Source organism: Burkholderia sp. AU28863 (genome assembly GCF_002223195.1).
GTDB classification, from domain to species: domain Bacteria; phylum Pseudomonadota; class Gammaproteobacteria; order Burkholderiales; family Burkholderiaceae; genus Burkholderia; species Burkholderia sola.
In genome coordinates this window covers 1,433,357-1,458,155 of record NZ_NKFE01000003.1, presented here as the reverse complement: position 1 = coordinate 1,458,155, position 24,799 = coordinate 1,433,357, and the positions used below count along the sequence as shown (strand labels likewise).

The window sequence follows — 24,799 nt, the reverse complement described above, 5'->3', positions numbered from 1 at the left end:
GTGCCGGGAGGTTTCAATGGCCTGGCGGAACAAAACACAGGGATTCTGAACCTTTCATGCGTGTAAGGGTTCAATCGCAATGATACACGGGATCGTGCTACAATAGCGGATTCATTTGAACCTGTAACTTCTTAATTTTTTGGAGTTTTTATGGCAATCGAGCGCACCCTGTCGATCATCAAGCCGGATGCGGTGGCAAAGAACGTGATCGGCCAGATCTACAGCCGTTTCGAAGGCGCCGGCCTGAAGATCGTCGCATCGCGCATGGCGCACCTGTCGCGTGCCGACGCAGAGAAGTTCTACGCAGTTCACGCAGCGCGTCCGTTCTTCAAGGATCTCGTCGATTTCATGATCTCGGGCCCGGTGATGATCCAGGTTCTGGAAGGCGAAGGCGCAATCCTGAAGAACCGCGACCTGATGGGCGCGACGGATCCGAAGAAGGCGGAAAAGGGCACGATCCGCGCCGACTTCGCCGACAGCATCGACGCGAACGCCGTACACGGCTCGGACGCTGCGGAAACGGCAGCGGTCGAAATCGCGTTCTTCTTCCCGGAAATGAACGTTTACTCGCGTTAAGCCCTGGCTGACAGCAAGTAGGCAGGATTCAGCGCACGCGGCAAGGCAGCACATCATGACGAGCGAAACTTCCGTCAATCTTCTCGACTTCGATGCCGAGGGTCTTGTCGCGTACTGCGGCAGCCTGGGCGAGAAGCCGTTCCGCGCCAAGCAGTTGCAGCGCTGGATCCACCAATACAACGCCGGCGATTTCGACGGCATGACCGATCTCGCGAAGTCCCTGAGGGAAAAACTCAAGGGCCGCGCATCGATCGTGATGCCGGACATCGCCAGCGATCACGTTTCCGCCGACGGCACGCGCAAGTGGCTGATCGACGTCGGAAACGGCAATGCGGTCGAAACCGTGTTCATCCCCGAAGAGACGCGCGGCACGCTGTGCGTGTCGTCGCAGGCCGGGTGCGCGGTGAACTGCCGCTTCTGTTCGACGGGCAAGCAGGGCTTCTCCCGCAACCTGTCGACAGCCGAAATCATCGGCCAGCTCCGGATGGCCGAATTTGCATTGCGAGCGTCGCTGGGCCGCGCGCCCGGACCGAACGGCAAGGCCGAACGGGTCGTCACCAACGTGGTGATGATGGGCATGGGCGAGCCGCTCCTGAATTACAGCGCGGTCGTACCCGCGATGCGGTTGATGCTCGACGACAACGCATACGGCCTGTCGCGCCGTCGCGTCACGCTGTCGACGTCCGGCGTGGTGCCGATGATGGACCGCCTCGGCGCCGAGTTGCCGGTCGCGCTGGCCGTTTCGCTGCACGCGCCGAACGATGCGCTGCGCGACGAGCTGGTGCCGCTCAACAAGAAGTATCCGCTGCGCGAGCTGATGGCCGCGTGCCAGCGTTATCTGAAGGTTGCGCCGCGCGACTTCATCACGTTCGAATACTGCATGCTCGACGGCGTCAACGACACCGAAGCGCATGCGCGCGAACTGCTGGCCGTCACGCGCGACGTGCCGTGCAAGTTCAACCTGATCCCGTTCAATCCGTTTCCGGAATCGGGCCTCATCCGCTCGAAGCCGGAGCAGATCAAGCGCTTCGCCCAGGTCCTCATCGATGCGGGTGTCGTCACGACCGTGCGCAAGACGCGCGGCGACGACATCGATGCCGCGTGCGGGCAGCTGGCCGGCGCGGTGAAGGATCGCACGCGCCTCGCGGAGCGAACGGGCGCAGCAGGAAAAATCATCGAAGTTCGGGCAGTTTGACGGGGGCACCTGGCCGGGGTGCCCGAACCCTTTGGCGGTGCAACACGCGAATAGCGATCGGTCGCGGCGCCTCGGCGCCGCGCATGGTATGAACCGTTGCGGGTGCCGGCCGGCAGGAGCCGGCGGCAGCCGCCAGTGAAGAAGAATCGACGCGAGGACAAGGATGAGTGAGCCGCAGCCGTCTAACGGCGCAGAGACGAATGCCGCGAAGCCGGCACCGGCGGGACTGGAATCGCTGGCGGCGGTCGGCAGCCGCCTGGCGCAGCTTCGGGAGACGAAGGGCTGGTCGGTCGACGACGTGTCGGCGCGACTCAAGGTCGCACCGCAAAAACTCCGGGCGCTCGAGGCCGGCGACATCAGCCATTTGCCCGGCGTGACGTTCGCGCTCGGGGTCGTGCGCAGCTACGCGAAGATGCTCGGCGTCGATCCGGAACCGTTCGCGCAGGCGCTGCGCCGCGAACGCGGGGTGCCGGAAGTCGACCTGTCGATGCCTGCGTCGTCGGGCACGGATCTGCCGCGCGGCCGCGTGTCGATCCCGCTCGGCGGCTCGTCGCGCCACCATCCGTGGCTGTGGGGAACGGGGATCGTCATCGTCGCGGTGGTCGCGGTACTGATGTGGCACACTGGCGGCGATTCGTCGGGCCTGCTCGCGCGCTTCAAGGGCGGCGACGCCGAACATGCGTCGGCCGCTAGCGCGGCGCCGGCATCGTCGTCTGCGGAAGAGGGAGCGACGAACGGCGCGTCGGCGGCGATCGCGAATGAGGTTCCGGCCCCGGCCGCTGCATCGGCTGCGCCGGCGCAGGCGATCGCGTCGGCCGTTCCGGCGCCCGCGGCCCCGGTCGCGACGGCGGCTGCGTCGCAGCCCGTGCCGGAAACGGCGGCGCCAGGCACGGCCGCGCCGGCCCAGCCGGCGAGCGTCGTGGTGGCGGCAGGCCAGTCGATGATCGAACTGAAGGTCAAGCAGGATTGCTGGTTCAGCGTGCGCGACAAGAACGGCAAGGAGCTGTTCTCTGCGCTGGTGCGCGCCGGCGAAACGAAGCAAGTTGCCGGTGACGGGCCGTTCAAGGTCACGATCGGCAACAAGGCCGGCCTCGACGCGGTTGCGTTCGACGGAAAACCGGTCGATCCGGCAAAATATTCGGCAGCGCGGGGTAACGTGGCGCGGTTCACGTTGCCCTGACGTCAAGCGCCGTGGCGAAGGCTTGCCGTCGATATCGGCAGGCCGTGAGGGCACGGCGCTTTTTCAATTCATGCGCCGCGTCGCGGCGCATTCCGCGTAAATGGATCTATCGATGCAATCCGAAGCTCAATCCCCACGCAGCAGTCAGATTTGTTCAACCGAGCCGGTGTTCGGCGGGCATCAGCCGCGCCGCGTATCGCATGCGGTGGATGTCCGCTGGGGCGGGCAACTCGTGACGATCGGCGGCGACGCGCCGGTGCGCGTGCAGTCGATGACGAATACCGACACGGCCGATGCGATCGGCACGGCGATCCAGATCAAGGAGCTCGCGAACGCGGGCTCCGAACTGGTGCGCATCACGGTCAATACGCCCGAAGCCGCGGCCGCCGTGCCGGCGATTCGCGAGCAGCTCGACCGGATGGGCGTGACCGTGCCGCTCGTCGGCGATTTCCACTACAACGGCCACCTGCTGCTGCGCGACTACCCGGGCTGCGCGGAGTCGCTGTCGAAGTACCGGATCAACCCCGGTAACGTCGGTCAGGGCGCGAAGCGCGACACGCAGTTCGCGCAGATGATCGAGGCCGCGGCGAAGTACGACAAGCCGGTGCGGATCGGCGTGAACTGGGGCAGCCTCGACCAGGACCTGCTCGCGCGCATGATGGACGAGAACGGCGCGCGTGCGCAGCCGTGGGACGCGCAAAGCGTGATGTACGAGGCGCTGATCCAGTCGGCGATCGGCTCGGCGGAACGCGCGGTCGAGCTCGGCCTCGGCCGCGACCGCATCGTGCTGTCGTGCAAGGTCAGCGGCGTGCAGGACCTGATCGCCGTGTACCGCGAACTCGGCCGCCGCTGCGGCTTCGCGCTGCACCTCGGGCTGACCGAGGCCGGCATGGGCTCGAAGGGCATCGTTGCGTCGACGGCGGCGCTCGGTGTGCTGCTGCAGGAGGGGATCGGCGACACGATCCGCATCTCGCTGACGCCGGAGCCGGGCGCGTCGCGCACGGGCGAGGTGATCGTCGGCCAGGAAATCCTGCAGACGATGGGCCTGCGCTCGTTCGCGCCGATGGTGATCGCATGCCCGGGCTGCGGCCGCACGACGAGCACGCTGTTCCAGGAACTCGCGATGCAGATCCAGACGTATCTGCGCGAGCAGATGCCGGTCTGGCGCAAGGAATATCCGGGCGTCGAGAAGATGAACGTCGCGGTGATGGGCTGCATCGTCAACGGTCCGGGCGAATCGAAGCACGCGAACATCGGCATCAGCCTGCCGGGTTCGGGCGAGAACCCGGCCGCACCCGTCTTCATCGACGGCGAGAAGGTCAAGACGCTGCGCGGCGAGCGGATCGCCGAGGAATTCCAGCAGATCGTCAGCGACTACGTCGCACGCAATTACGGCCGCACCGAGGCCCTGAACTAATTCGTCCACACACACGAACGATGACTGAACAGAAACGCAAGATCGAGAAGCTCACCGGCGTCAAAGGCATGAACGACATCCTTCCGCAGGATGCCGGCCTGTGGGAATTCTTCGAAGCTACCGTGAAATCGCTGCTGCGCGCGTACGGCTACCAGAACATCCGCACGCCGATCGTCGAACACACGCAGTTGTTCACGCGCGGCATCGGCGAGGTCACGGATATCGTCGAGAAGGAGATGTACAGCTTCACCGACGCGTTGAACGGCGAGAACCTGACGATGCGCCCGGAAAACACCGCGGCCGTCGTGCGCGCGTCGATCGAGCACAACATGCTGTACGACGGCCCGAAGCGCCTGTGGTACATCGGCCCGATGTTCCGTCACGAGCGTCCGCAGCGCGGCCGCTATCGCCAGTTCCACCAGGTCGGCGTCGAGGCGCTCGGCTTCGCGGGTCCCGATGCGGATGCCGAGATCATCATGATGTGCCAGCGCCTGTGGGACGACCTCGGCCTGACCGGCATCAAGCTCGAGATCAACTCGCTCGGCCTCGCCGAAGAGCGCGCCGCGCACCGCGTCGAGCTGATCAAGTACCTCGAGCAGTTTGCCGACGTGCTCGACGAGGACGCGAAGCGCCGCCTGTATACGAACCCGCTGCGTGTGCTCGACACGAAGAATCCCGCGCTGCAGGACATCGCGCAGAACGCGCCGAAGCTGATCGACTTCCTCGGCGACGAATCGCGTGCGCACTTCGAAGGGCTGCAGCGCCTGCTGCTCGCGAACAACATTCCGTTCAAGATCAACCCGCGTCTCGTGCGCGGCCTCGACTATTACAACCTGACCGTGTTCGAGTGGGTGACCGACAAGCTCGGCGCGCAGGGCACGGTCGCGGCTGGCGGTCGCTACGATCCGCTGATCGAACAGCTCGGCGGCAAGCCGACCGCCGCGTGCGGCTGGGCGATGGGCATCGAGCGCATCCTCGAACTGTTGAAGGAAGAGGATCTGGTGCCCGAGCAGGAAGGCGTCGACGTGTACGTCGTGCACCAGGGCGAGACCGCGCGCGAACAGGCGTTCATCGCGGCCGAGCGCCTGCGCGACACGGGCCTCGACGTGATCTTCCACTGCAGCGCCGACGGCGCGCCGGCGAGCTTCAAGTCGCAAATGAAGCGGGCCGATGCAAGCGGCGCCGCGTTCGCGGTGATCCTCGGCGAAGAAGAGGTCGCGAACGGCACGGTGGGCGTGAAAGCGTTGCGCGGCGCGGGTGCGGAAGGGGAAAAGAACGTTCAGCAGACCGTACCGGCCGAAAGCTTGACCGAATTCCTAATCAATGCGATGGTTGCATCCGCCGAAGATGGCGACGACTGATCGCGCTGGCATCCGCTCGACAAGAAAAGCCTGAACAGGAAGAAGGAATCGCTCGCCGATGAGTTATCACGACGAACAAGAATCGATTGAAAGTCTCAAGGCGTGGTGGGCCCGCTGGGGCAACCTCACCACGTGGATCGTGCTCGCGGCGCTCGTCGTCGCGGCCGGTTTCAACGGCTGGAACTACTGGCAGCGCCGTCAGGCTGCTGAGGCGTCCGGGCTGTACGAGCAGGTCCAGAAGGCCGCCGCCGCGAACGACAAGGCGACGATGGCCCGCGCGGCTGCCGACATGGAAGACAAGTTCGGCAGCACGCCGTATGCGCAGATGACGGCGCTCGCGGCCGCGAAGACGCTGTATGCGGCCGGCGACGCGGCAGGCGCGAAGGCGCAGCTGCAATGGGCCGTTGATCACGCCAAGGACGACGAGTACAAGCAGATCGCGAAGCTGCGTCTCGCGTCGCTGCTGCTCGACGAGAAGGCGTACGATGCGGGCCTCGCGCTGCTGTCGGGCACGCCGGTCGATGCATTCAAGGGCCTCGTGGCCGATCGTCGCGGCGATCTGCTCGCCGCGCAAGGCAAGACCGACGATGCGCGCGCGGCTTACAAGCTCGCGCTCGACGGCCTGTCGAAGGACGACCAGTCCGCGCGCCAGCTCGTGCAGTTCAAGCTCGACGCGCTCGGCGGCTGAATCCCGGTCCCCTCAACCTCTTAACTCTGCTTCGCTAACCGATGAATTTGCTGAAACGTTACGCTGTGCCCGTTGCCTGCGCGGCGGCTGTCCTCGCTTTGGCGGCTTGCTCGTCGTCGAAGGACGCGCGCCGCGTGCCGACGCCGCTCACCGAGTTCAAGCCCGTCATGGACGTGCAACAGGTCTGGAAGGCGAGCGTCGGCAAGGGCGGACGCTACCTGTTCTCGCCGGTGGCCGTGGGCGACGCCGTCTATGCGGCGGGCGAAAACGGTTCGGTCGAAAAGATCGACGCGAAGACGGGCCAGACGCTGTGGCGCTCGAAGGTCGGCTCGGATCTGTCGGCCGGTGTCGGCAGCGACGGCAACCTGACCGCGGTCGGTGCGCTGAAGGGCGGCGTGTTCGTGCTGGGCCCGGACGGCAAGCAGCTGTGGAAGACCACCGTGCAGGGCGAGATCTTCTCGCCGCCGCTCGTGGGCAACGGCCTCGTGGTCGTCCGCACGATCGACGGCCAGGTGATCGCGTTCAACGCGCAGACGGGCGAGCAGAAGTGGAACTACCGCAACCGTGCGGTGCCGCTGAACCTGCGCGTGTCGGCCGGCATGACGTTCGCGGGCGACGCGGCCGTGCTCGCGGGCTTCCCGGGCGGCGGTCTCGTCGCGATCAATCTGCAGACGGGCGAGCCGTTCTGGCAGACTCCGGTGTCGTTCCCGAAGGGCGTGACCGAGGTCGAGCGCATCAACGACGTCAGCGGCCCGCCGACGCTCGTGGGCGCGGAAACTTGCGCGGTGACGTTCCAGGGGCAGCTCGGCTGCTTCGATGCGAACTCGGGCCGTCCGCTGTGGGAAAAGCCGTTCTCGAGCCGCAGCGGCCTCGCGCAGGACGATTCGGTGGTCGCCGGCGGCGACGACTGGTCGGTCGTCACCGCGTACGATGCGGCCACGGGCAACCAGCTCTGGCGCAACGACAAGCTGAAGAGCCGTGACGTCGGCGTGCCGTACCTGCTCGGGCACGCGGTCGTGATGGGCGATTACAAGGGCTTCGTGCACTTCCTGTCGCGTGAAGACGGCAGCTTCATCGCGCGGATGAAGACCGACGGCAGCGCGATTACCGCGGCGCCGGTCCTCGCGGGCAATACGCTCGTCGTGCAGACGAAGGACGGCGGCCTGTACGGGTTCCGCCCGCGCTGACGCGCAGGAAACAGGCGCGACCGCGGCGCGGCGGGCAGGTCCCGCGCGCCGCGGTCGCGCGACTTGAAGGCGGCCGGCGTTCCCGGCCGCTCGGTATTTGAAAGGCAGTTCGAGACGAAAGACGACGGCGCGCAACGCGCGCCGGGCGCACGCATCCGGCGCGGCGCGAATTCGTGATATTTTCATTCAGCGCAGCCGCCCGCAGCAGCGGGCCTCCCGCTGCTGCGCTTCACCGTAGAAAACACAGATGAAACCGGTCATTGCCCTCGTTGGGCGCCCCAATGTGGGGAAATCCACGCTGTTCAACCGGCTCACGCGCTCGCGCGATGCACTGGTCGCCGACTTGCCGGGTCTCACGCGCGATCGCCATTACGGCGAAGGGCGCGTCGGCGAACGGCCATACCTGGTCGTCGATACCGGCGGCTTCGAGCCCGTCGCGAAGGACGGCATCCTGCACGAAATGGCGCGTCAGACGCGGCAGGCCGTCGAGGAAGCCGACGTCGTCGTGTTCATCGTCGACGGCCGCAACGGACTCGCGCCGCAGGACAAGTCGATCGCCGACTACCTGCGCAAGACCGGCCGGCCGATCTTCCTCGTCGTCAACAAGGCCGAGGGGATGAAGTACACGGCGGTCGCGACGGACTTCTACGAACTCGGGCTCGGCGACCCGCGCGCGATCTCGGCCGCGCACGGCGACGGCGTGACCGACATGATCAACGAGGCGCTGGAAGTTGCGTATGCGGGCCAGCCCGAGGAGGCGGACGAGGACGATCCGTCGCGCGGCATCAAGATCGCGATCGTCGGCCGGCCGAACGTCGGCAAGTCGACGCTCGTCAACGCGCTGATCGGCGAAGACCGCGTGATCGCGTTCGACATGCCGGGCACGACGCGCGACTCGATCTACGTCGACTTCGAGCGTAACGGCAAGAAATACACGCTGATCGACACGGCCGGCCTGCGACGCCGCGGCAAGGTGTTCGAGGCGATCGAGAAGTTCTCGGTCGTGAAGACGCTGCAGTCGATCTCCGACGCGAACGTCGTCATTCTTCTGCTGGATGCGCAGCAGGACATTTCCGACCAGGACGCGCACATCGCCGGCTTCGTCGTCGAGCAGGGCCGCGCGCTCGTGATCGGCGTCAACAAATGGGACGGCCTCGACGATCACGCGCGCGACCGCGCGAAAGCGGATTTGACCCGCAAGCTGAAATTCCTCGACTTCGCGAAGTCGCACTTCATTTCGGCCGCGAAGAAGACGGGTATCGGCGCGCTGATGCGCTCGGTCGACGACGCGTACGCGGCGGCGATGGCGAAGCTGCCGACGCCGAAGCTCACGCGCGCGCTGATCGAGGCCGTCGAATTCCAGCAGCCGCGCCGTCGCGGCCCGGTGCGTCCGAAGCTGCGCTATGCGCACCAGGGCGGCCAGAATCCGCCGATCATCGTGATCCACGGCAACGCGCTCGACGCGGTGACGGAAACCTACAAGCGTTACCTCGAAAACCGATTCCGCGAAACTTTCTCGCTGACCGGGACTCCATTGCGCATAGAGTTCCGTTCGTCGAACAACCCGTACGCGGACAAGGGCTGAAGCACGCCCCGCAAGGCATCGGCCGCATGGCCAGTGGCCGGGCGGGGCAGGCAAAATCAGCTATAGTGTAGCGATTGGCGCCGGATCTCTTTTTCTTCGCCGCCAATCCAGATCAACCTGCAAAAAAAGATGGAGTACGCCATGAGCAACAAAGGGCAATTGTTACAAGACCCGTTTTTGAACGCACTGCGCAAAGAGCACGTTCCCGTTTCGATCTACCTCGTCAACGGCATCAAGCTTCAAGGGAACATTGAATCGTTCGACCAGTACGTCGTGTTGCTCCGTAATACGGTGACCCAGATGGTTTACAAGCACGCCATCTCGACGGTCGTGCCGGCGCGCCCGGTGAATTTCCACCCGGACGCGGAAGCCTCGTCCTAACCTATCGCAGCGGCCGGCATCCGGTCGCCGCGAGCGACCGATGCCAGCCGCCTTATCTTGACACCCGATAATTTGATCAACGCAGCGCTCGTCGGCATCGATTTCGGCAAGACCGATTTCGAAGCCAGTCTCGAAGAACTCAGTCTTCTCGCCTCCAGTGCGGGGGCCCGTCCCGCCGTCACCCTCACGGGTCGTCGTGCCAGTCCCGATGCCAAGATGTTCATCGGCAGCGGCAAAGCCGAAGAACTGCGGCTTGCCTGCGACACGCACAACGTCGAAATCGTCATCTTCAACCACGCGTTGGCGCCCGCCCAGCAACGTAATCTGGAGCAGGCACTTAACAGGCGCGTGGTCGATCGCACGAGCCTCATCCTCGACATCTTCGCGCAACGCGCACGCAGCCACGAAGGCAAGCTGCAGGTCGAGCTCGCGCAGCTTCAATATCTGTCGACCCGGCTCATTCGCGCGTGGACCCACCTCGAGCGGCAAAAGGGCGGTATCGGCCTGCGCGGCCCCGGCGAAACCCAGCTCGAAACCGACCGCCGGCTGATCGGCGAACGCATCAAGATGCTGAAGTCGCGGCTCGACCGGCTGCGCCGCCAGCACAGCACGCAGCGCCGGCAGCGCGCGCGCAGCGGCACGATGTCGGTGTCGCTCGTCGGCTATACGAACGCGGGCAAGTCGACGCTGTTCAATGCGCTGACGAAAGCGCAGGCGTACGCGGCCGACCAGCTGTTCGCGACGCTCGATACGACGTCGCGGCGCGTGTACCTCGGCGACGAGGTCGGCCAGATCGTCGTGTCCGATACGGTCGGGTTCATCCGCGAGCTGCCTCACCAGCTCGTCGCCGCGTTCCGCGCGACCCTCGAGGAAACGATCCACGCAGATCTGCTGCTGCATGTGGTCGATGCGTCGAGCGCGGTCCGGCTCGAGCAGATCGAGCAGGTCAACGGCGTGCTGCACGAGATCGGCGCGGACACGATCCGCCAGGTGCTGGTGTTCAACAAGATCGACGCCGTGCCCGAGCTGGCGGCCCGCGGCGACGCGGTCGAGCGGGACGAGTATGGTAATATTTCGCGCGTCTTTTTGAGCGCGCGCACCGGTCAGGGTCTTGATACGTTGCGTGCCGCCATCGCCGAAATCGCCTTCGCGGAACACCTTTCCGGCGCGACGTTGTCCGACGCGCTCGATGGCACGTCCGCTGAACCGCACGAAGACCACACGATTTCCGAACACGGGCGCTAACCGGTCCCGGCCGGTTCGCCGGCGTCCAATCTGGTGAACAAACTCTGGTGAACGAATACAACGAGCGGAGTACCTGGCGGCGGATGCGCGCCTTGCTGTCGATCAACGATCCCCGCTGGGGACGCGGCGAAGGCAATGGCAAGGACGGATCCCGCCCCCGCGCGAACGAATCGAAGCGTCCGCAAGGCGGCGACGGTCCGCCCGATCTCGACGAGATGTGGCGCAACTTCAACCGACGCCTGAGCGGCCTGTTCGGCGGCAAGGGCGGCAACGGCTTCCGTCCCGACAACGGCCGGGCCGCCCGGGTCGGCGTCGGCATCGTGATCGGCGTGCTGGTCGCGGTGTATGCGGGCAGCGGGCTGTTCGTCGTGCAGGAAGGCCAGACGGGCGTCGTGCTGCAGCTCGGCAAGCTGTCGGGCACGGTCGGCCAGGGCGTGCACTGGCGTGCGCCGTATCCGTTCGCGTCGCATGAGATCGTCGACACGTCGCAGGTCCGCTCGATCGAGATCGGCCGCAACAACGTCGTGCGCCTCGCGAACGTGAAGGAAGCCGCGATGCTGACGCGCGATGCCGACATCGTCGACGTGCGCTTCATCGTCCAGTACCGGATCCGTTCCGCCACCGATTACCTGTTCCGCAGCGTCGATCCCGAGCGCAGCGTGTCGCAGGCCGCGCAGGCCGCGGTGCGCGCGATCGTCGGCACGCGCAGCGCGGCCGACATGCTGAATCAGGATCGCGATGCGCTGCGCGAGCAGCTGTCCACCGCGATCCAGCGCGATCTCGACCGCTACCAGTCGGGGCTCGAGGTGACGGCCGTCACGATGCAGAGCGTCGCGGCGCCCGAGCAGACGCAGGCCGCGTACGCCGAAGTCGCGAAGGCGCGCGACGAGCGCGAGGCCGCGAAGCGCGCCGCGCAGGCGTATGCGAGCGACCTGCTGCCGAAGGCGCAGGGCGATGCGGCGAAGCTCGTCGACGAAGCGAAGGCGTATGCCGATCGCGTGGTCACGGAAGCCGAGGGCGACGCGGACCGCTTCAAGCAGGTCTATGCTCAGTACTCGAAGGCGCCCGCGGTCATCCGCGAGCGGATGTACCTCGAGACGATGCAGGAAATCTATTCGAACGCGACGAAGGTGTTCGTCGGCAACAAGGGCGGTAACAGCGTCGTGTACCTGCCGCTCGACAAGCTCGTCGAGCAGGGGCGGCAAAACGCCGCGGCGTCGACCGGCGCGTCCGCGCCCGACGCGGCGTCGGCACCGGCGGCCACGGCGCCGGCGGCAGCGGCAGCCGCGCCGGCGAGCGCCGCACCGGCCGCCACCGCGTCGGGTGTCGACGTGCTGCGATCGCGCGAAGCGTTTCGCAGCCGGTCGCGTGAAGACGATACGAAGTAACGGGGAGCGCAGAACATGAACCGAATCATTGCGCTCGTCGTCGCAATCGTGATCGTTGCCTTCGCGGCGTCGTCGACGGTCCTCACCGTCGATCCGCGCCATGCGGCCGTGCTGTCGGGCCGCGACGGCAGCCAGCCGGAGCTCGCGGGCCCCGGCGTCCATTTCAAGCTGCCGCCGCCGCTGCAGACGGCCACGCTGATCGACACGCGCCTGCAGTCGTTCGAGTCGTCCGATCCGCTGCAGCTGGCGACCGAAGACAAGCACGACCTGCTCGTCGCGTATGCGGTGAAGTATCGGATCAACGATCCGATGAAATATTTCACCGCGACGGGCGGTGACCCGGCGGCGGCGGCCGAACGGCTGTCCGGCGCGCTGAAGGGCGCGCTCGGCGACGCATTCGGCAAGCGCGCGCTCGACGATGCCCTCGGCGGTCAGCGCGCGATCGCCGATGCGGCGCGCGATGCGGCGAAGGCGCAAGCGTCCGGTTTCGGCGTCGACGTGGTCGACGTCCAGCTGACGCGTGTCGACCTGCCGGCCGCGCAGACGGATGCCGTCTATCAACGGATGATCGGCGCGTTGCGCGATCAGGCGGCCCAGGTGCGTGCGCAAGGCGCCGCCGACGTCGAGCAGATCAAGGCCGACGCGGAACGCGAGCAGCAGGCCGTGCTCGCGAACGCGTACAAGTCCGCGCAGACGATCAAGGGCGAGGGCGATGCGAAGGCCGCGACGATCGCCGCCGACGCGTTCGGCCGCGATCCGCAGTTCTATCAGTTCTACGCGAGCCTGCAGGCGTACCGGAACACGTTCAAGCGCAACGACATCATCGTCGTCGATCCCGACAGCGAGTTCTTCCGCTTCATGCGCAGCCCGACGGGCGGTGCCGCACCGGCGGCGCCTGCTCCCCGCAAACATTGACCTTGGGGCGCCGCGTCGAGCGGCGCCGTCGCTCGCATGGACCTGGCTGGCTCGTTGTTGCTCGCAGTAGCGCTGATGCTGATCATCGAGGGGGCGTTCCCCTTCGTGTTTCCTGTCGCCTGGCGCGACACGTTTCGTAGAATAGCCGAGCGGCCGCCGCATCATATCCGGATCGGCGGGCTGATCGTGATGGTGCTCGGGCTCGTGCTGCTGTTGTTCGCGACCTGACCGGCGCCCCGATCCGGACGGCGCATCCGCCGTTCGTTCCGCCCGATTTCGAAGTTCCGATTCAACTCGCGGCGCGCGTGACGCGCGCCGTTTCCCGTCGTAGGACCGTACCGATGTCGACCTGGTTACTTCCCGAGAATATCGCCGACGTGCTGCCGTCGGAAGCGCGCAAGATCGAGGAGCTGCGCCGCAGGCTGCTCGACCGCTTCCGTTCGTACGGCTACGAAATGGTGATGCCGCCGCTGCTCGAATACCTCGAGTCGCTGCTGACGAGCGGCGGCGCCGATCTGCGCCTGCGCACCTTCAAGCTGGTCGACCAGCTGTCGGGCCGCACGCTCGGCCTGCGCGCGGACATCACGCCGCAGGTCGCGCGGATCGACGCACACCTGTTGAATCGTCAGGGCGTGACGCGCCTCTGCTACGCGGGTCACGTGATGCATACGCGTCCGCGCGGCCTGCACGCGACGCGCGAGCAGATCCAGATCGGCGCCGAAATCTACGGCCACGCCGGGCTCGAGGCCGATCTCGAGATCCAGCAACTGATGCTCGACGCGCTGCATCTCGCGGGCCTGTCGCGCATCCGTCTCGACCTCGGTCACGCGGGCGTGCTCGCGGCGCTGCTGGCGCGCGACGCGCAGGCAGCCGAGCGCGGCGAGTCGCTGTACGACGCGCTGTCGGGGAAGGACGTGCCGCTGCTGAACGAACTCACCGACGATCTCGGCGCCGATACGCGCGCCGCGCTGCGCGCGCTGCCGAACCTCTACGGCGACGCGAGCGTGCTCGCCGAGGCGCGCACGCGCCTGCCGGTGCTGCCCGAAATCACGCGGGCGCTCGACGATCTGGCACAGCTTGCGTCGCAGGCGAAGGGCGTCGAAGTCGCGATCGATCTCGCCGACCTGCGCGGCTACGCGTACCACAGCGGCGCGATGTTCAGCGCCTACGTCGACGGCGTGCCGAATGCGATCGCGCGCGGCGGCCGTTACGACCACGTGGGGCAGGCCTATGGCCGTGCCCGTCCGGCGACCGGCTTCTCGCTCGATCTGCGCGAGCTCGCGCGGATTTCGCCGGTCGAGGCGCGCGGCACCGCGATTCTCGCGCCGTGGGCGCAGGACGATGCGCTGGGTGCGGCCGTCGCGGCCCTGCGGGATGCGGGCGAGGTCGTGATCCAGGCACTGCCGGGCCACGACCACGTGCTCGACGAGTTCGCGTGCGATCGTTCGCTCGTCGAGCGTAACGGCGCATGGGTGGTCGAGCCCCGATAAACGGGTGTTCGCGGGCCGTGCTTCGGCGTGCATATCGTTGAAGCGAAACGGAAAAATTCGGAAACGCCCGCGAACATAGGTAGAATACGTTTTTAACCAGCTAACGAATCAACATGTCTGCCAGCGCAGTGAACGTGACTCCCGGGCGCAACGTCGTCGTCGTGGGAACGCAATGGGGTGATGAAGGCAAGGGCAAGATCGTCGACTGGCTGACGGACCACGCTCAGGGCGTCGTGCGTTTCCAGGGCGGTCACAACGCCGGCCACACCCTGATCATCGGCGGCAAGAAAACGATCTTGCGCCTCATTCCGTCGGGCATCATGCGTGAAGGCGTCGCCTGCTACATCGGCAACGGCGTCGTCCTGTCCCCCGAAGCACTGTTCAAGGAAATCGGCGAGCTGGAAGAGGCCGGCGTGAACGTGCGCGACCGTCTGTTCATTTCCGAAGCGACGACGCTGATCCTGCCGTACCACATCGCGATCGACCAGGCGCGCGAAGCGCGCAAGGGCGCGGGCAAGATCGGCACGACGGGCCGCGGCATCGGCCCCGCGTACGAAGACAAGGTCGGCCGCCGCGCGCTGCGCGTGCAGGACCTGTTCGACGCGAAGACCTTCGCCGATCGCCTGCGCGAAAATCTCGATTTCCACAATTTCGTACTGACCCAGTATCTGGGCGGCGCGGCCGTCGATTTCCAGGCCACGCTCGACACGATGCTCGGCTATGCCGACCGCCTGAAGCCGATGGTGGCCGACGTGTCGCGCCGCCTGTACGACGCGAACAACGCGGGCCAGAACCTGCTGTTCGAAGGCGCGCAAGGCACGCTGCTCGACATCGACCACGGCACCTATCCGTTCGTCACGTCGAGCAACTGCGTCGCGGGTGCGGCGTCGGCCGGCGCGGGCGTCGGTCCGCAGAAGCTCAACTATATCCTCGGCATCACGAAGGCGTATTGCACGCGCGTCGGCTCGGGCCCGTTCCCGAGCGAGCTGTACGATGCGGACAACCCGCAGCGTCAGGACCAGATCGGCGTCACGCTCGCGAACGTCGGCAAGGAATTCGGTTCGGTCACCGGCCGTCCGCGCCGCACCGGCTGGCTCGATGCGGCTGCGCTGCGTCGCTCGATCCAGATCAACGGCGTGTCGGGCCTGTGCATGACGAAGCTCGACGTGCTCGACGGCCTCGACGAAGTCAAGCTGTGCGTCGGCTACCGGGTCGACGGCAAGGACGTGGACATCCTGCCGCGCGGCGCGGTCGATGTCGCGCGTTGCGAACCGGTGTACGAGACGTTCCCCGGCTGGAAGGAAAGCACCGTCGGGATCAATACGTGGGACGCGCTGCCGGCGAATGCGCAGGCCTACCTCGCCCGCGTCCAGGAAGTGGCTGGCGTGCCGGTCGATATGGTGTCGACGGGCCCGGACCGCGACGAAACGATCCTGCTCCGCCATCCGTTCAAGGTGTAAGCTCCAGATGACGCAGCAAATCACGATGACGGCGGCAGACTTGATGACCGATCCGCGCAACGACGACAAGAACCTGTGGGTAGGCTGGGACGAGTATCACCGTCTGATCGAACTGCTCGCGCTCCAGGTGCATGTGTCGGGCTGGAAGTTCGACCAGATCCTCTGCCTTGCGCGCGGCGGCCTGCGCGTTGGCGACCAGCTGTCGCGCATCTATGACGTGCCGCTCGCGATTCTCGCGACGAGTTCGTACCGGGAAGCGGCCGGCACCGAGCAGGGCGAGCTCGACATCGCGCAGTACATCACGATGACGCGCGGCCATCTCGCGGGCAACGTGCTGCTGGTCGACGACCTCGTCGATTCGGGCGTCACGCTCGCGCGCGTGCAGGAGCACCTGAAGGAGCGTTATCCGGCGGTCACGGCCGTGCGTTCGGCCGTGCTCTGGTACAAGGGTTGCTCGAAGGTCAAGCCCGACTATCACACGCAGTTCCTGCCGACGAATCCGTGGATTCATCAGCCGTTCGAGGAGTGGGACACGGTACGTCCGCACAACCTCGAGGCGTGGATCAAGCGCGGTCGCGCGCAGCGCGACGGTTCGGGCGCGTAAGCGGCCGGCCGATCGAAGGAAAGCCTTGTACGGCGCCGCTTGCGGCGCCGTTTTTCGTTGGCGCGCGCGGTGCGCCACGCGGTGCGCGGCGCGCACCCGATAGGCAGGCGGCGCGGCCCCGGCTATGATGGCAGCCCTGCCACAGGTCGCGCCGGATTGCATGCGTCACGTGGATCACGTGGTTCCACGGCAACACGGCAGGGCGGCGTTTCACGGGGGCGCGAGTAGAATAGCGCTCGTTTTGTCCGACCCGGACCCGATTATTACGCTTCATATGAACGACACGACTCACGCGACCGACGCCGCACACTCGCCGCATTCGACGCAACAACACTCGATGCGGGCGCTAGCGATAGCAGCCATCGGCGTCGTGTTCGGCGACATCGGCACCAGCCCGTTGTATTCGCTGAAGGAGGCGTTTAGCCCCGCGCACGGTATTCCGCTGACCGAAGCGTCGATTCTCGGCGTGATCTCGCTGCTGTTCTGGGCCATCGTGCTGGTGGTCGGCGTCAAATACCTGCTGTTCGTGATGCGGGCGGACAACAACGGCGAAGGCGGCGTGCTCGCGCTGATGGCGCTGTCGCTGCGGCCGCTGGACTCCAAAACCCGGGTCGCGGGCGCGTTGATGGCGCTCGGGATATTCGGCGCGTGCATGTTCTACGGGGACGCGGTGATCACGCCGGCGATCTCGGTGATGTCGGCCGTCGAAGGTCTCGAGATCGCGACGCCGCACCTGTCCCATCTCGTGCTGCCGATCACGATCGTGATCCTGATCGCGCTGTTCTGGATCCAGCGGCACGGTACCGCGCTGGTCGGCAAGCTGTTCGGTCCGATCATGGTGCTGTGGTTCGTCGTGATCGCGGCGCTCGGCGTGTACCACATCGTGCGCGTGCCGGGCATCATCGCGGCAATCAATCCGTATTACGCGGCGTCGTTCATGGCCGACCACCTGCTGCAGGCCTACGTCGTGCTCGGCTCGGTCGTGCTGGTGCTGACCGGCGCGGAAGCGCTCTACGCGGACATGGGCCACTTCGGTGCAAAGCCGATCCGGTACGCCGCATACGGGCTCGTGATGCCGTCGCTTGTGCTGAACTACTTCGGCCAGGGCGCGCTGCTGATCCAGAATCCGAAAGCGATCGAAAACCCGTTCTTCCTGCTGTCGCCCGAATGGGGGCTGCTGCCGCTCGTCGTGCTGTCGACGGTCGCGACCGTGATCGCGTCGCAGGCCGTGATCTCGGGCGCGTATTCGCTGACGTCGCAGGCGATCCAGCTCGGCTACGTGCCGCGCATGAAGGTGCTGCATACGTCGGAGCTCGCGATCGGCCAGATCTACGTGCCGGTCGTGAACTGGCTGCTGCTGGCCGTGATCCTCTGTATCGTCATCGGCTTCAAGAGCTCGGATAACCTCGCGGCCGCGTACGGCATCGCGGTGACGGCGACGATGGTGATCACGACCGTGCTCGCATGCGTCGTGATGGTCAAGGTATGGAACTGGAACCGGCTGCTGGTCGGTGCGATCATCACGGTGTTCCTCGCGATCGACCTCGGCTTTTTCGGCGCGAACCTGCTGAAGGTCGCGCAGGGCGGCTGGTTGCCGCTCGGCATCGGCGCGCTGCTGTTCTTCCTGCTGATGACCTGGTACAAGGGGCGTCACATCGTCAAGGAACGCACGGCGGCCGACGGTATCCCGCTCGAGCCGTTCCTGCAGGGGCTGCTCGCGCATCCGCCGCACCGCGTGTCGGGCACCGCGATCTACCTGACCGGCAACGACAAGCTCGTGCCCGTCAGCCTGCTGCACAACCTGAAGCACAACAAGGTGCTGCACGAGCGGACCATTTTCCTGACGTTCGTTACGCGCGACATTCCGTACGTGCGCGACGACAAGCGCCTGAGCTCGCGCGATGCGAGCGGCGGGCTGTACATCGTCAAGGCCGAGTACGGCTTCAACGAGACGCCGGACGTGAAGGCCGTGCTCGAGGAATTCGGCCGCACGCACGACATGACGTTCGAACTGATGGACACGTCGTTCTTCCTCGCACGCGAAACGGTGGTGCCGACGCATCTGCCCGGCATGTCGATCTGGCGCGAACGCGTGTTCGCGTGGATGCATCAGAACGCGGCGAAGCCGACCGACTTCTTCTCGATTCCGGCGAACCGCGTCGTCGAGCTCGGCACCAAGATCGAAATCTGACGGGCGCGAGGGGACCGCGGACGCAGCCCATGCCGAGCAAGTCGCGCGTGTCGCCGAAGCAATAAAAAACCCGCCTTTCGGCGGGTTTTTTGTGGTCGATGCCTTCGCGTGCTCAGCGCTTCAGCTTCGCGAATGCGGCGGCCATCGCGCCGGCCGGTTCCGGCTCGCGCGAACGCTGCGGGCGGGCGGCGCCGCGGCCCGCGTTGCCGCGATCCTGGCCGCCGCGCGACGCCGTGCCGGGCGCGGCCGCGTCGTCGTCGAGGCGCATCGTCAGCGCAATGCGCTGGCGCTTTACGTCGACGTCGATCACCTTCACCTTGACGACCTGGCCGGCCTTCACGACTTCGTGCGGGTCCTTGATGAACTTCGTCGACATCGCGGACACGTGGACGAGGCCGTCCTGATGCACGCCGATATCCACGAACGCGCCGAACGCGGCGACGTTCGTCACGACGCCTTCGAGCGTCATGCCCGGCACGAGATCCGACACCTTTTCGACGCCTTCGCGGAACGTGGCCGTCTTGAATTCCGGACGCGGATCGCGGCCCGGCTTCTCCAGTTCGGCCAGGATGTCGCGCACGGTCGGCAGGCCGAAACGTTCGTCGACAAATTCCGTCGGCGACAGGCCCGACAGCGCTTCGCGATTGCCGAGCACGTCGTCGATGCGCTTGTTGATCTTCGCGAGCATCCGTTCGACGACCGGATACGCTTCCGGGTGCACCGACGAGCGGTCGAGCGGATTCTCGCCGCCGTTGATGCGCAGGAAGCCGGCGGCCTGTTCGAAGGTTTTGTCGCCGAGGCGCGGCACCTTGCGCAGGTGTTCGCGCGACGGGAACGGGCCGTTCGCATCGCGATAGTCGACGATGTTGCGCGCGAGCGTCGCGTTCAGGCCCGACACGCGGGCGAGCAGCGGGGCCGACGCCGTGTTCGCGTCGACGCCGACCGCGTTCACGCAATCCTCGACGACCGCGTCGAGCGAGCGGGCGAGTTCGCGCTGGTTCACGTCGTGCTGGTACTGGCCGACGCCGATCGCCTTCGGCTCGATCTTCACGAGCTCCGCGAGCGGGTCCTGCAGGCGGCGGGCGATCGACACGGCGCCGCGCAGCGACACGTCGAGGTCCGGGAATTCCTTCGCGGCGAGTTCGGACGCCGAGTAGACCGACGCGCCGGCCTCCGACACGACGATCTTCTGCAGGCGCAGCTCAGGGTGTTTCGCGATCAGTTCGCTTGCGAGCTTGTCGGTTTCGCGCGACGCGGTGCCGTTGCCGATGCTGATCAGCTCGGCCTGCGTCTGCGCGGCGATGCGCGCGAGTTTCGCGATCGAGCCGTCCCAGTCGCGGCGCGGCTCGTGCGGGTAGATCGTGTCGGTTGCGAGCACCTTGCCGGTGCGGTCGACGACCGCGACCTTCACGCCCGTGCGCAGGCCCGGGTCGAGGCCGATCACGGCCTTCGGGCCGGCAGGCGCGGCCAGCAGCAGGTCGTTCAGGTTGCGCGCGAACACGCGGATCGCCTCGGTTTCGGCCGTCTCGCGCAGCTGCGTGAGCAGTTCGTTTTCGATATGCGGCTGCACCTTCACGCGCCAGCACCAGCGGCAGACGTCGGACAGCCATTTGTCGGCCGGACGGTTCTGGTTCGCGATGCCGAAATGGCGCGCGATCATCGCCTCGCCGGGATGCGGCACCTGCGCGTCGAGCTCTTCGCCGAGGCCGAGCTTGATCGTCAGCACGCCCGCGTTGCGGCCGCGGAACAGCGCGAGCGCGCGGTGCGACGGCACGGTCTTGATCGTTTCCGCGTAGTCGTAATAGTCGCGGAATTTCTCGCCTTCCTCGTTTTCCTTGCCCTCGACGACGGCCGACGACACGACGCCCTGGTTGTGCAGGTAGTCGCGCAGCTTGCCGAGCAGCTCCGCCGTCTCGCCGAACTGCTCGGACAGGATGTCGCGCGCGCCGTCGAGCGCCGCTTTTACGTCGGCGACGCCCTTGTCGGCGTCGACATACGCGGCCGCCTCGGCCTGCGGGTCGAGCAGCGGGTTCGCGAGCAGCGCCTGCGCGAGCGGCTCGAGGCCGGCCTCGCGGGCGATCTGCGCACGGGTGCGGCGCTTCGGCTTGTACGGCAGATAAAGGTCCTCGAGCACCTGCTTGCTGTCGGCCGCGTCGATCGCGGCACGCAGTTCGTCGGTCAGCTTGCCTTGTTCGTCGATGCTCGACAGGATCGCGGCGCGGCGATCCTCGAGCTCGCGCAGGTACAGGAGGCGTTCCTCGAGCTGGCGCAGCTGCGTGTCGTCCAGGTTGCCGGTCACTTCCTTGCGGTACCGGGCAATGAACGGAACGGTCGAGCCTTCGTCGAGGAGTTGCACGGCCGCCGCGACCTGGCGCGGCTGGACGGACAGTTCGGTGGCGATGCGCTGTACGATCTTGAGTGCTACGGTTTCCGTCATGTCGTGGATGGTCTGTCTGCCTGCTGAAATCGCGGCGCGGGCCGGCAGGCCCGAAGCGGCGGGCTGCCCGGCGGGCCCGGCGGGCCAGAGGCCGCGGGTGAATGAAGCGGGGCATTTTGCCATAAATGGCGGAGCGTCCAGCCGGGGGTGATAGAATTTGACACATGTCCCGCAGCTTTCCTACGACGTTGCCAACTTCCCGTATTTCTCTCGTCGCGCTCGGCGCAGCGCTCGCCGCGGCTTTGTCTGCCGGGCCTTCCGGCGCATTCGCGCAGGCCTCGGACGCCGCCGCGTCCGTGCCCGTTGCCGCTTCCGCCCCGGATTTCGACGCCCGTCAAAAAGTGCTCAATCAACGCTCCGCGGAAAACGATTATCGTTATGCGGTGGCGGAGCACGATTGCTACAGCAAATTCTTCGTCAACCACTGTCTCGGCAAGGCGCGCGACCAGATGCGCGAGGAGCGGGCGAGTATCCGCCAGGAGCAGCTCGCGCTCAACGACGAGCAGCGCGCGGTGCGGGCGCAGCAGCGCGACCAGCAGCAGGCGCTGAAGCAGGCCCAGAACGCGGCGGAAGCGCCGCAGCGGGCGGCGAACGACGCGGCCAACGCGGCTGCATTCCGCGACAAGCAGGAGCAGAATGCACTGAAGCAGGCGCAGCGCGGCGCGGAAGGGCCGCAACGCGCGGCGAGCAAGCAGGCATACGACCAGAAGCAGGCGGATTTCCAGCGCAAGCTCGACCAGGCGCACCAGCAGGCGGCGCAGAAGGCGCAGGAGCGGGCGGACAACGCCACGCGCTACGAGCAGAAGCAGAAGGAAGCCGCGCAGCACAAGGCCGATGTCGAGCGGCGTCAGCAGGAAGCGGCCCAGAAGGCCAAGCAGCAGCAGCAACAGCAGGGGCAGTAACGTGTTGAATTGATCGGGATCAGTCTCGGGCGCGTCGGCACGCCGGCCGTCGCGCTGCTTCGATGAGGAGGCAAGTATGCAAAACCGTCACACGGAACAGCAGCAGGAATTGCACAACCGTTTGGCTGCATTGCAGGAGCAGCACCAGCAGCTCGCTCGGGAGATCGAGCTGAAGGAAGGGCACTCCGACATCGACGACATCACGCTGCACCGGCTGAAGAAGGAAAAGCTGGCGGCCAAGGACAAAATCATTTTGCTGCAATCGCAGCTCGAACCGGATAAGCGCGCCTGAGCGCGGCCTGGCAAGCGCCGGCGCCGCCCGGGCGCTGGACACAGGAACGCTTGCCTTGAATTCACCGCTTGAAGCCACCCCCGATGCCCGGCGTGACACGACGTCCGCCGGGCGCGCTCGTGCGCCCGAAGGCACCTTCGAGCTGAGCCGCAAGCGTGTCGACGAACTCGACACGATCTTCGGCGAAGGCGGGTTGCTGGCGCGCGCGCTCGACGGCTATCGGCCGCGTACGTCGCAGATCGAGATGGCGCGCGCGGTCGCGTCCGCGATGGAAGCGTCGGCGCGCCGGATGCCCGAGCCCGAGATCTTCGAAACCCGCAAGCGGCCGGCGCGCCGCCTGGGCGACGCCGACAAGCCGGGCGGGCCGGCCGCGGAGGATGCCGCGGCAGCCGAGTCCGACAGCGACGCAGGCGACAACACGCTGATCGTCGAGGCCGGCACGGGTACCGGCAAGACCTACGCGTATCTGGTGCCCGCGATGCTGTGGGGCGGCAAGGTAATCGTGTCGACCGGTACGAAGCATCTGCAGGACCAGCTGTTCCAGCGCGACATCCCGACCGTTCGCAACGCGCTCGCGGTGCCGGTGACGGTCGCGATGCTCAAGGGCCGCGCCAACTACCTGTGCCACTACTACCTGCAGCGCACGGCCGATAACGGCCGGCTGCCGTCGCGGCAAGATACCGCGTATCTGCAGGAAATCGTCCGCTTCGCGAAAATCACGAAGAGCGGCGACAAGGCCGAACTCGCAAGCGTGCCTGAAAACGCGCCCGTATGGTCGATGGTCACGTCGACGCGCGACAACTGCCTCGGCCAGGAATGCCCGCACTACAAGGAATGCTTCGTGATGCAGGCACGGCGCGAGGCCCAGCAGGCCGACGTCGTCGTCGTCAACCATCACCTGTTCTTCGCGGACATCATGCTGCGCGACACGGGGATGGCCGAACTGCTGCCGAACGCGAACACGATCATCTTCGACGAAGCGCACCAGTTGCCGGAGACGGCGACGCTGTTCTTCGGCGAGACGCTGTCGACGACGCAGATCCTCGAGCTCGCGCGCGACACGGTGGCCGAAGGCTTGAGCCATGCGCGCGACGCGGTCGAGTGGGTGAAGCTCGGCGGCGATCTCGAGCGCGCGGCGCGCGACTTGCGCCTCGCGTTCGCGAACGACCAGATCGTGCGCATGTCGCTCGCGCAGCTCGGCGACGATCATCCGATGTTCGGTGCGCTCGACGCGCTCGACGTTGCGCTCGACGCGCTCGCATCGGCGCTCGCGGGCCAGGCCGAGCGCGCGGAATCGCTCGGTGCGTGCCTGCGGCGCGCCCGCGAGCTGCAGGACCTGCTGGCCGGCTGGGTCGCGCCCGGCGCGGCGGAAGCAGCCGCGCAGGCCGACGCGGCAGCGGCCGGCGGCAACTCGGCATCCGACGGCGATCCGAACGAGAAGGTGCGCTGGGTCGAGGTGTTCGCGCATACCGTACAGCTGCACGAAACGCCGCTGTCGGTCGCGCCGATTTTCGCGAAGCAGCGTGCGGGCGTGCCGCGCGCATGGGTGTTTACGTCGGCCACGTTGTCGGTGCGCGGCGATTTCACGCACTACGCGGCGCAGATGGGCCTCAGCTCGCGTCGTTCGATGACGCTCGCCAGCCCGTTCGATTACCAGTCGCAGGGGCTGCTGTACGTGCCGCGCAATCTGCCGCAGCCGTCGTCGCCGGCGTTTACCGATGCCGTCTTCGATGCCGCGCTGCCCGCGATCGAGGCATCCGGCGGCGGCGTGTTCATGCTGTGCACGACGCTGCGCGCGGTCGACCGGATCGCGTCGAAACTGCGCGACGTGATCGAATCGCGCGGCTGGAACACGCCGCTGCTCGTGCAGGGCGACGCAAGCCGCACCGAGCTGCTCGACCGCTTCCGCGCGTACGGCAATGCGATCCTGGTCGGCAGCCAGAGTTTCTGGGAAGGCGTCGATGTGCGCGGCGATGCGTTGTCGCTGGTCGTGATCGACAAGCTGCCGTTCGCGCCGCCGGACGATCCGGTGCTGGCCGCGCGGCTCGACGCGTTGACGAAGAAGGGGCTGAGCCCGTTCGCCGTGCACCAGTTGCCGCAGGCCGTGATCACGCTGAAGCAGGGCGCGGGCCGGTTGATTCGTGCGGAGACGGATCGCGGCGTGCTGATGATCTGCGACACGCGGCTCGTCGACAAGCCTTACGGGCGCCGGATCTGGCAAAGCCTGCCGCCGTTCAAGCGCACGCGCGAGATCGCGGTCGTGCAGGATTTCTTCGACGAGCAGCGCGCGGACAAGCGCGCGTGA

21 protein-coding genes are annotated in these 24,799 nt (G+C 66.5%); 20 read left to right on the top strand and 1 reads right to left on the bottom strand.

What is annotated here, in order from left to right:
* Positions 1 to 150 precede the first annotated feature (150 nt).
* The 17 genes from ndk (at position 151) to CFB81_RS09015 (ending at position 18,863) form a co-directional block, all read left to right on the top strand.
* On the top strand, positions 151 to 576 hold the full coding sequence (ndk, locus tag CFB81_RS09100; protein ID WP_006478674.1) for a nucleoside-diphosphate kinase: 426 nt from the start codon (positions 151 to 153) through the stop codon (positions 574 to 576).
* 55 nt (positions 577 to 631) lie between these two features.
* Positions 632 to 1,771, top strand: a complete 1,140-nt coding sequence (gene rlmN / locus CFB81_RS09095; RefSeq protein WP_027784585.1) for a 23S rRNA (adenine(2503)-C(2))-methyltransferase RlmN — start codon at positions 632 to 634, stop codon at positions 1,769 to 1,771.
* Between the two features lie 163 nt (positions 1,772 to 1,934).
* Entirely contained in the window at positions 1,935 to 2,951 is a 1,017-nt protein-coding gene (locus CFB81_RS09090; RefSeq protein WP_089435116.1) for a helix-turn-helix domain-containing protein, read from the top strand.
* A 112-nt stretch (positions 2,952 to 3,063) separates the two neighbouring features.
* Entirely contained in the window at positions 3,064 to 4,368 is a 1,305-nt protein-coding gene (ispG, locus tag CFB81_RS09085) for a flavodoxin-dependent (E)-4-hydroxy-3-methylbut-2-enyl-diphosphate synthase (RefSeq protein WP_006483314.1), read from the top strand.
* Positions 4,369 to 4,388: 20 nt separating this feature from the next.
* Positions 4,389 to 5,729 (top strand): histidine--tRNA ligase, encoded by a 1,341-nt coding sequence (hisS, locus tag CFB81_RS09080; protein WP_089435115.1) that lies wholly within the window; start codon positions 4,389 to 4,391, stop codon positions 5,727 to 5,729.
* A gap of 58 nt (positions 5,730 to 5,787) precedes the next feature.
* Positions 5,788 to 6,417, top strand: coding sequence for a tetratricopeptide repeat protein (locus CFB81_RS09075; protein ID WP_006478678.1), 630 nt, complete (start codon positions 5,788 to 5,790; stop codon positions 6,415 to 6,417).
* Between the two features lie 41 nt (positions 6,418 to 6,458).
* Complete coding sequence (bamB, locus tag CFB81_RS09070) at positions 6,459 to 7,604, top strand: outer membrane protein assembly factor BamB (protein WP_069620842.1); 1,146 nt, start codon at positions 6,459 to 6,461, stop codon at positions 7,602 to 7,604.
* A gap of 247 nt (positions 7,605 to 7,851) precedes the next feature.
* The gene (der, locus tag CFB81_RS09060) at positions 7,852 to 9,189 is read left to right on the top strand and encodes a ribosome biogenesis GTPase Der (protein ID WP_011549692.1); all 1,338 of its coding nucleotides are present in this window, start codon (positions 7,852 to 7,854) and stop codon (positions 9,187 to 9,189) included.
* Between the two features lie 141 nt (positions 9,190 to 9,330).
* Positions 9,331 to 9,570: an RNA chaperone Hfq gene (gene hfq / locus CFB81_RS09055; RefSeq protein WP_006399927.1), complete on the top strand. Its 240-nt coding sequence runs from the start codon at positions 9,331 to 9,333 to the stop codon at positions 9,568 to 9,570.
* A 72-nt stretch (positions 9,571 to 9,642) separates the two neighbouring features.
* Positions 9,643 to 10,815, top strand: coding sequence for a GTPase HflX (hflX, locus tag CFB81_RS09050; protein WP_179235952.1), 1,173 nt, complete (start codon positions 9,643 to 9,645; stop codon positions 10,813 to 10,815).
* Between the two features lie 47 nt (positions 10,816 to 10,862).
* On the top strand, positions 10,863 to 12,203 hold the full coding sequence (hflK, locus tag CFB81_RS09045; RefSeq protein ID WP_089435113.1) for an FtsH protease activity modulator HflK: 1,341 nt from the start codon (positions 10,863 to 10,865) through the stop codon (positions 12,201 to 12,203).
* A gap of 15 nt (positions 12,204 to 12,218) precedes the next feature.
* Positions 12,219 to 13,118, top strand: a complete 900-nt coding sequence (gene hflC / locus CFB81_RS09040; protein ID WP_069620839.1) for a protease modulator HflC — start codon at positions 12,219 to 12,221, stop codon at positions 13,116 to 13,118.
* Between the two features lie 36 nt (positions 13,119 to 13,154).
* The gene (locus tag CFB81_RS09035) at positions 13,155 to 13,346 is read left to right on the top strand and encodes a DUF2065 domain-containing protein (protein ID WP_069620838.1); all 192 of its coding nucleotides are present in this window, start codon (positions 13,155 to 13,157) and stop codon (positions 13,344 to 13,346) included.
* 113 nt (positions 13,347 to 13,459) lie between these two features.
* Entirely contained in the window at positions 13,460 to 14,608 is a 1,149-nt protein-coding gene (locus CFB81_RS09030; RefSeq protein WP_069620837.1) for an ATP phosphoribosyltransferase regulatory subunit, read from the top strand.
* A gap of 113 nt (positions 14,609 to 14,721) precedes the next feature.
* The gene (locus tag CFB81_RS09025; protein WP_050013186.1) at positions 14,722 to 16,068 is read left to right on the top strand and encodes an adenylosuccinate synthase; all 1,347 of its coding nucleotides are present in this window, start codon (positions 14,722 to 14,724) and stop codon (positions 16,066 to 16,068) included.
* A 7-nt stretch (positions 16,069 to 16,075) separates the two neighbouring features.
* The gene (locus tag CFB81_RS09020) at positions 16,076 to 16,672 is read left to right on the top strand and encodes a phosphoribosyltransferase (RefSeq protein ID WP_089435112.1); all 597 of its coding nucleotides are present in this window, start codon (positions 16,076 to 16,078) and stop codon (positions 16,670 to 16,672) included.
* Between the two features lie 274 nt (positions 16,673 to 16,946).
* Positions 16,947 to 18,863 carry a potassium transporter Kup gene (locus CFB81_RS09015; protein WP_069620836.1) on the top strand — a complete coding sequence of 639 codons (1,917 nt, stop codon included), beginning with the start codon at positions 16,947 to 16,949 and terminating at the stop codon, positions 18,861 to 18,863.
* 112 nt (positions 18,864 to 18,975) lie between these two features.
* On the opposite strand, the gene CFB81_RS09010 is transcribed toward CFB81_RS09015, so the two are convergent.
* Positions 18,976 to 21,300: a Tex family protein gene (locus CFB81_RS09010; RefSeq protein WP_069620835.1), complete on the bottom strand. Its 2,325-nt coding sequence runs from the start codon at positions 21,298 to 21,300 to the stop codon at positions 18,976 to 18,978.
* 164 nt (positions 21,301 to 21,464) lie between these two features.
* On the opposite strand from CFB81_RS09010, the gene CFB81_RS09005 reads away from it, so the two are divergent.
* The 3 genes from CFB81_RS09005 to CFB81_RS08995 all read left to right on the top strand — a co-directional run bounded on the left by CFB81_RS09005 (position 21,465) and on the right by CFB81_RS08995 (position 24,799).
* Complete coding sequence (locus tag CFB81_RS09005) at positions 21,465 to 22,202, top strand: hypothetical protein (RefSeq protein WP_089435111.1); 738 nt, start codon at positions 21,465 to 21,467, stop codon at positions 22,200 to 22,202.
* Positions 22,203 to 22,278: 76 nt separating this feature from the next.
* A complete protein-coding gene (locus CFB81_RS09000) occupies positions 22,279 to 22,494 on the top strand; it encodes a YdcH family protein (RefSeq protein ID WP_006478692.1) in 216 nt (71 codons plus the stop codon).
* A 55-nt stretch (positions 22,495 to 22,549) separates the two neighbouring features.
* Positions 22,550 to 24,799, top strand: coding sequence for an ATP-dependent DNA helicase (locus CFB81_RS08995; RefSeq protein WP_089435110.1), 2,250 nt, complete (start codon positions 22,550 to 22,552; stop codon positions 24,797 to 24,799).

Coding starts and splice junctions, on each gene's coding strand:
- ndk (WP_006478674.1), top strand. CDS start 151: ATGGCAATCGAGCGCACCCTGTCGATCATCAAGCCGGATGCGGTGGCA.
- rlmN (WP_027784585.1), top strand. CDS start 632: ATGACGAGCGAAACTTCCGTCAATCTTCTCGACTTCGATGCCGAGGGT.
- CFB81_RS09090 (WP_089435116.1), top strand. CDS start 1,935: ATGAGTGAGCCGCAGCCGTCTAACGGCGCAGAGACGAATGCCGCGAAG.
- ispG (WP_006483314.1), top strand. CDS start 3,064: ATGCAATCCGAAGCTCAATCCCCACGCAGCAGTCAGATTTGTTCAACC.
- hisS (WP_089435115.1), top strand. CDS start 4,389: ATGACTGAACAGAAACGCAAGATCGAGAAGCTCACCGGCGTCAAAGGC.
- CFB81_RS09075 (WP_006478678.1), top strand. CDS start 5,788: ATGAGTTATCACGACGAACAAGAATCGATTGAAAGTCTCAAGGCGTGG.
- bamB (WP_069620842.1), top strand. CDS start 6,459: ATGAATTTGCTGAAACGTTACGCTGTGCCCGTTGCCTGCGCGGCGGCT.
- der (WP_011549692.1), top strand. CDS start 7,852: ATGAAACCGGTCATTGCCCTCGTTGGGCGCCCCAATGTGGGGAAATCC.
- hfq (WP_006399927.1), top strand. CDS start 9,331: ATGAGCAACAAAGGGCAATTGTTACAAGACCCGTTTTTGAACGCACTG.
- hflC (WP_069620839.1), top strand. CDS start 12,219: ATGAACCGAATCATTGCGCTCGTCGTCGCAATCGTGATCGTTGCCTTC.
- CFB81_RS09035 (WP_069620838.1), top strand. CDS start 13,155: ATGGACCTGGCTGGCTCGTTGTTGCTCGCAGTAGCGCTGATGCTGATC.
- CFB81_RS09030 (WP_069620837.1), top strand. CDS start 13,460: ATGTCGACCTGGTTACTTCCCGAGAATATCGCCGACGTGCTGCCGTCG.
- CFB81_RS09025 (WP_050013186.1), top strand. CDS start 14,722: ATGTCTGCCAGCGCAGTGAACGTGACTCCCGGGCGCAACGTCGTCGTC.
- CFB81_RS09020 (WP_089435112.1), top strand. CDS start 16,076: ATGACGCAGCAAATCACGATGACGGCGGCAGACTTGATGACCGATCCG.
- CFB81_RS09015 (WP_069620836.1), top strand. CDS start 16,947: ATGAACGACACGACTCACGCGACCGACGCCGCACACTCGCCGCATTCG.
- CFB81_RS09010 (WP_069620835.1), bottom strand. CDS start 21,300: ATGACGGAAACCGTAGCACTCAAGATCGTACAGCGCATCGCCACCGAA.
- CFB81_RS09005 (WP_089435111.1), top strand. CDS start 21,465: ATGTCCCGCAGCTTTCCTACGACGTTGCCAACTTCCCGTATTTCTCTC.
- CFB81_RS09000 (WP_006478692.1), top strand. CDS start 22,279: ATGCAAAACCGTCACACGGAACAGCAGCAGGAATTGCACAACCGTTTG.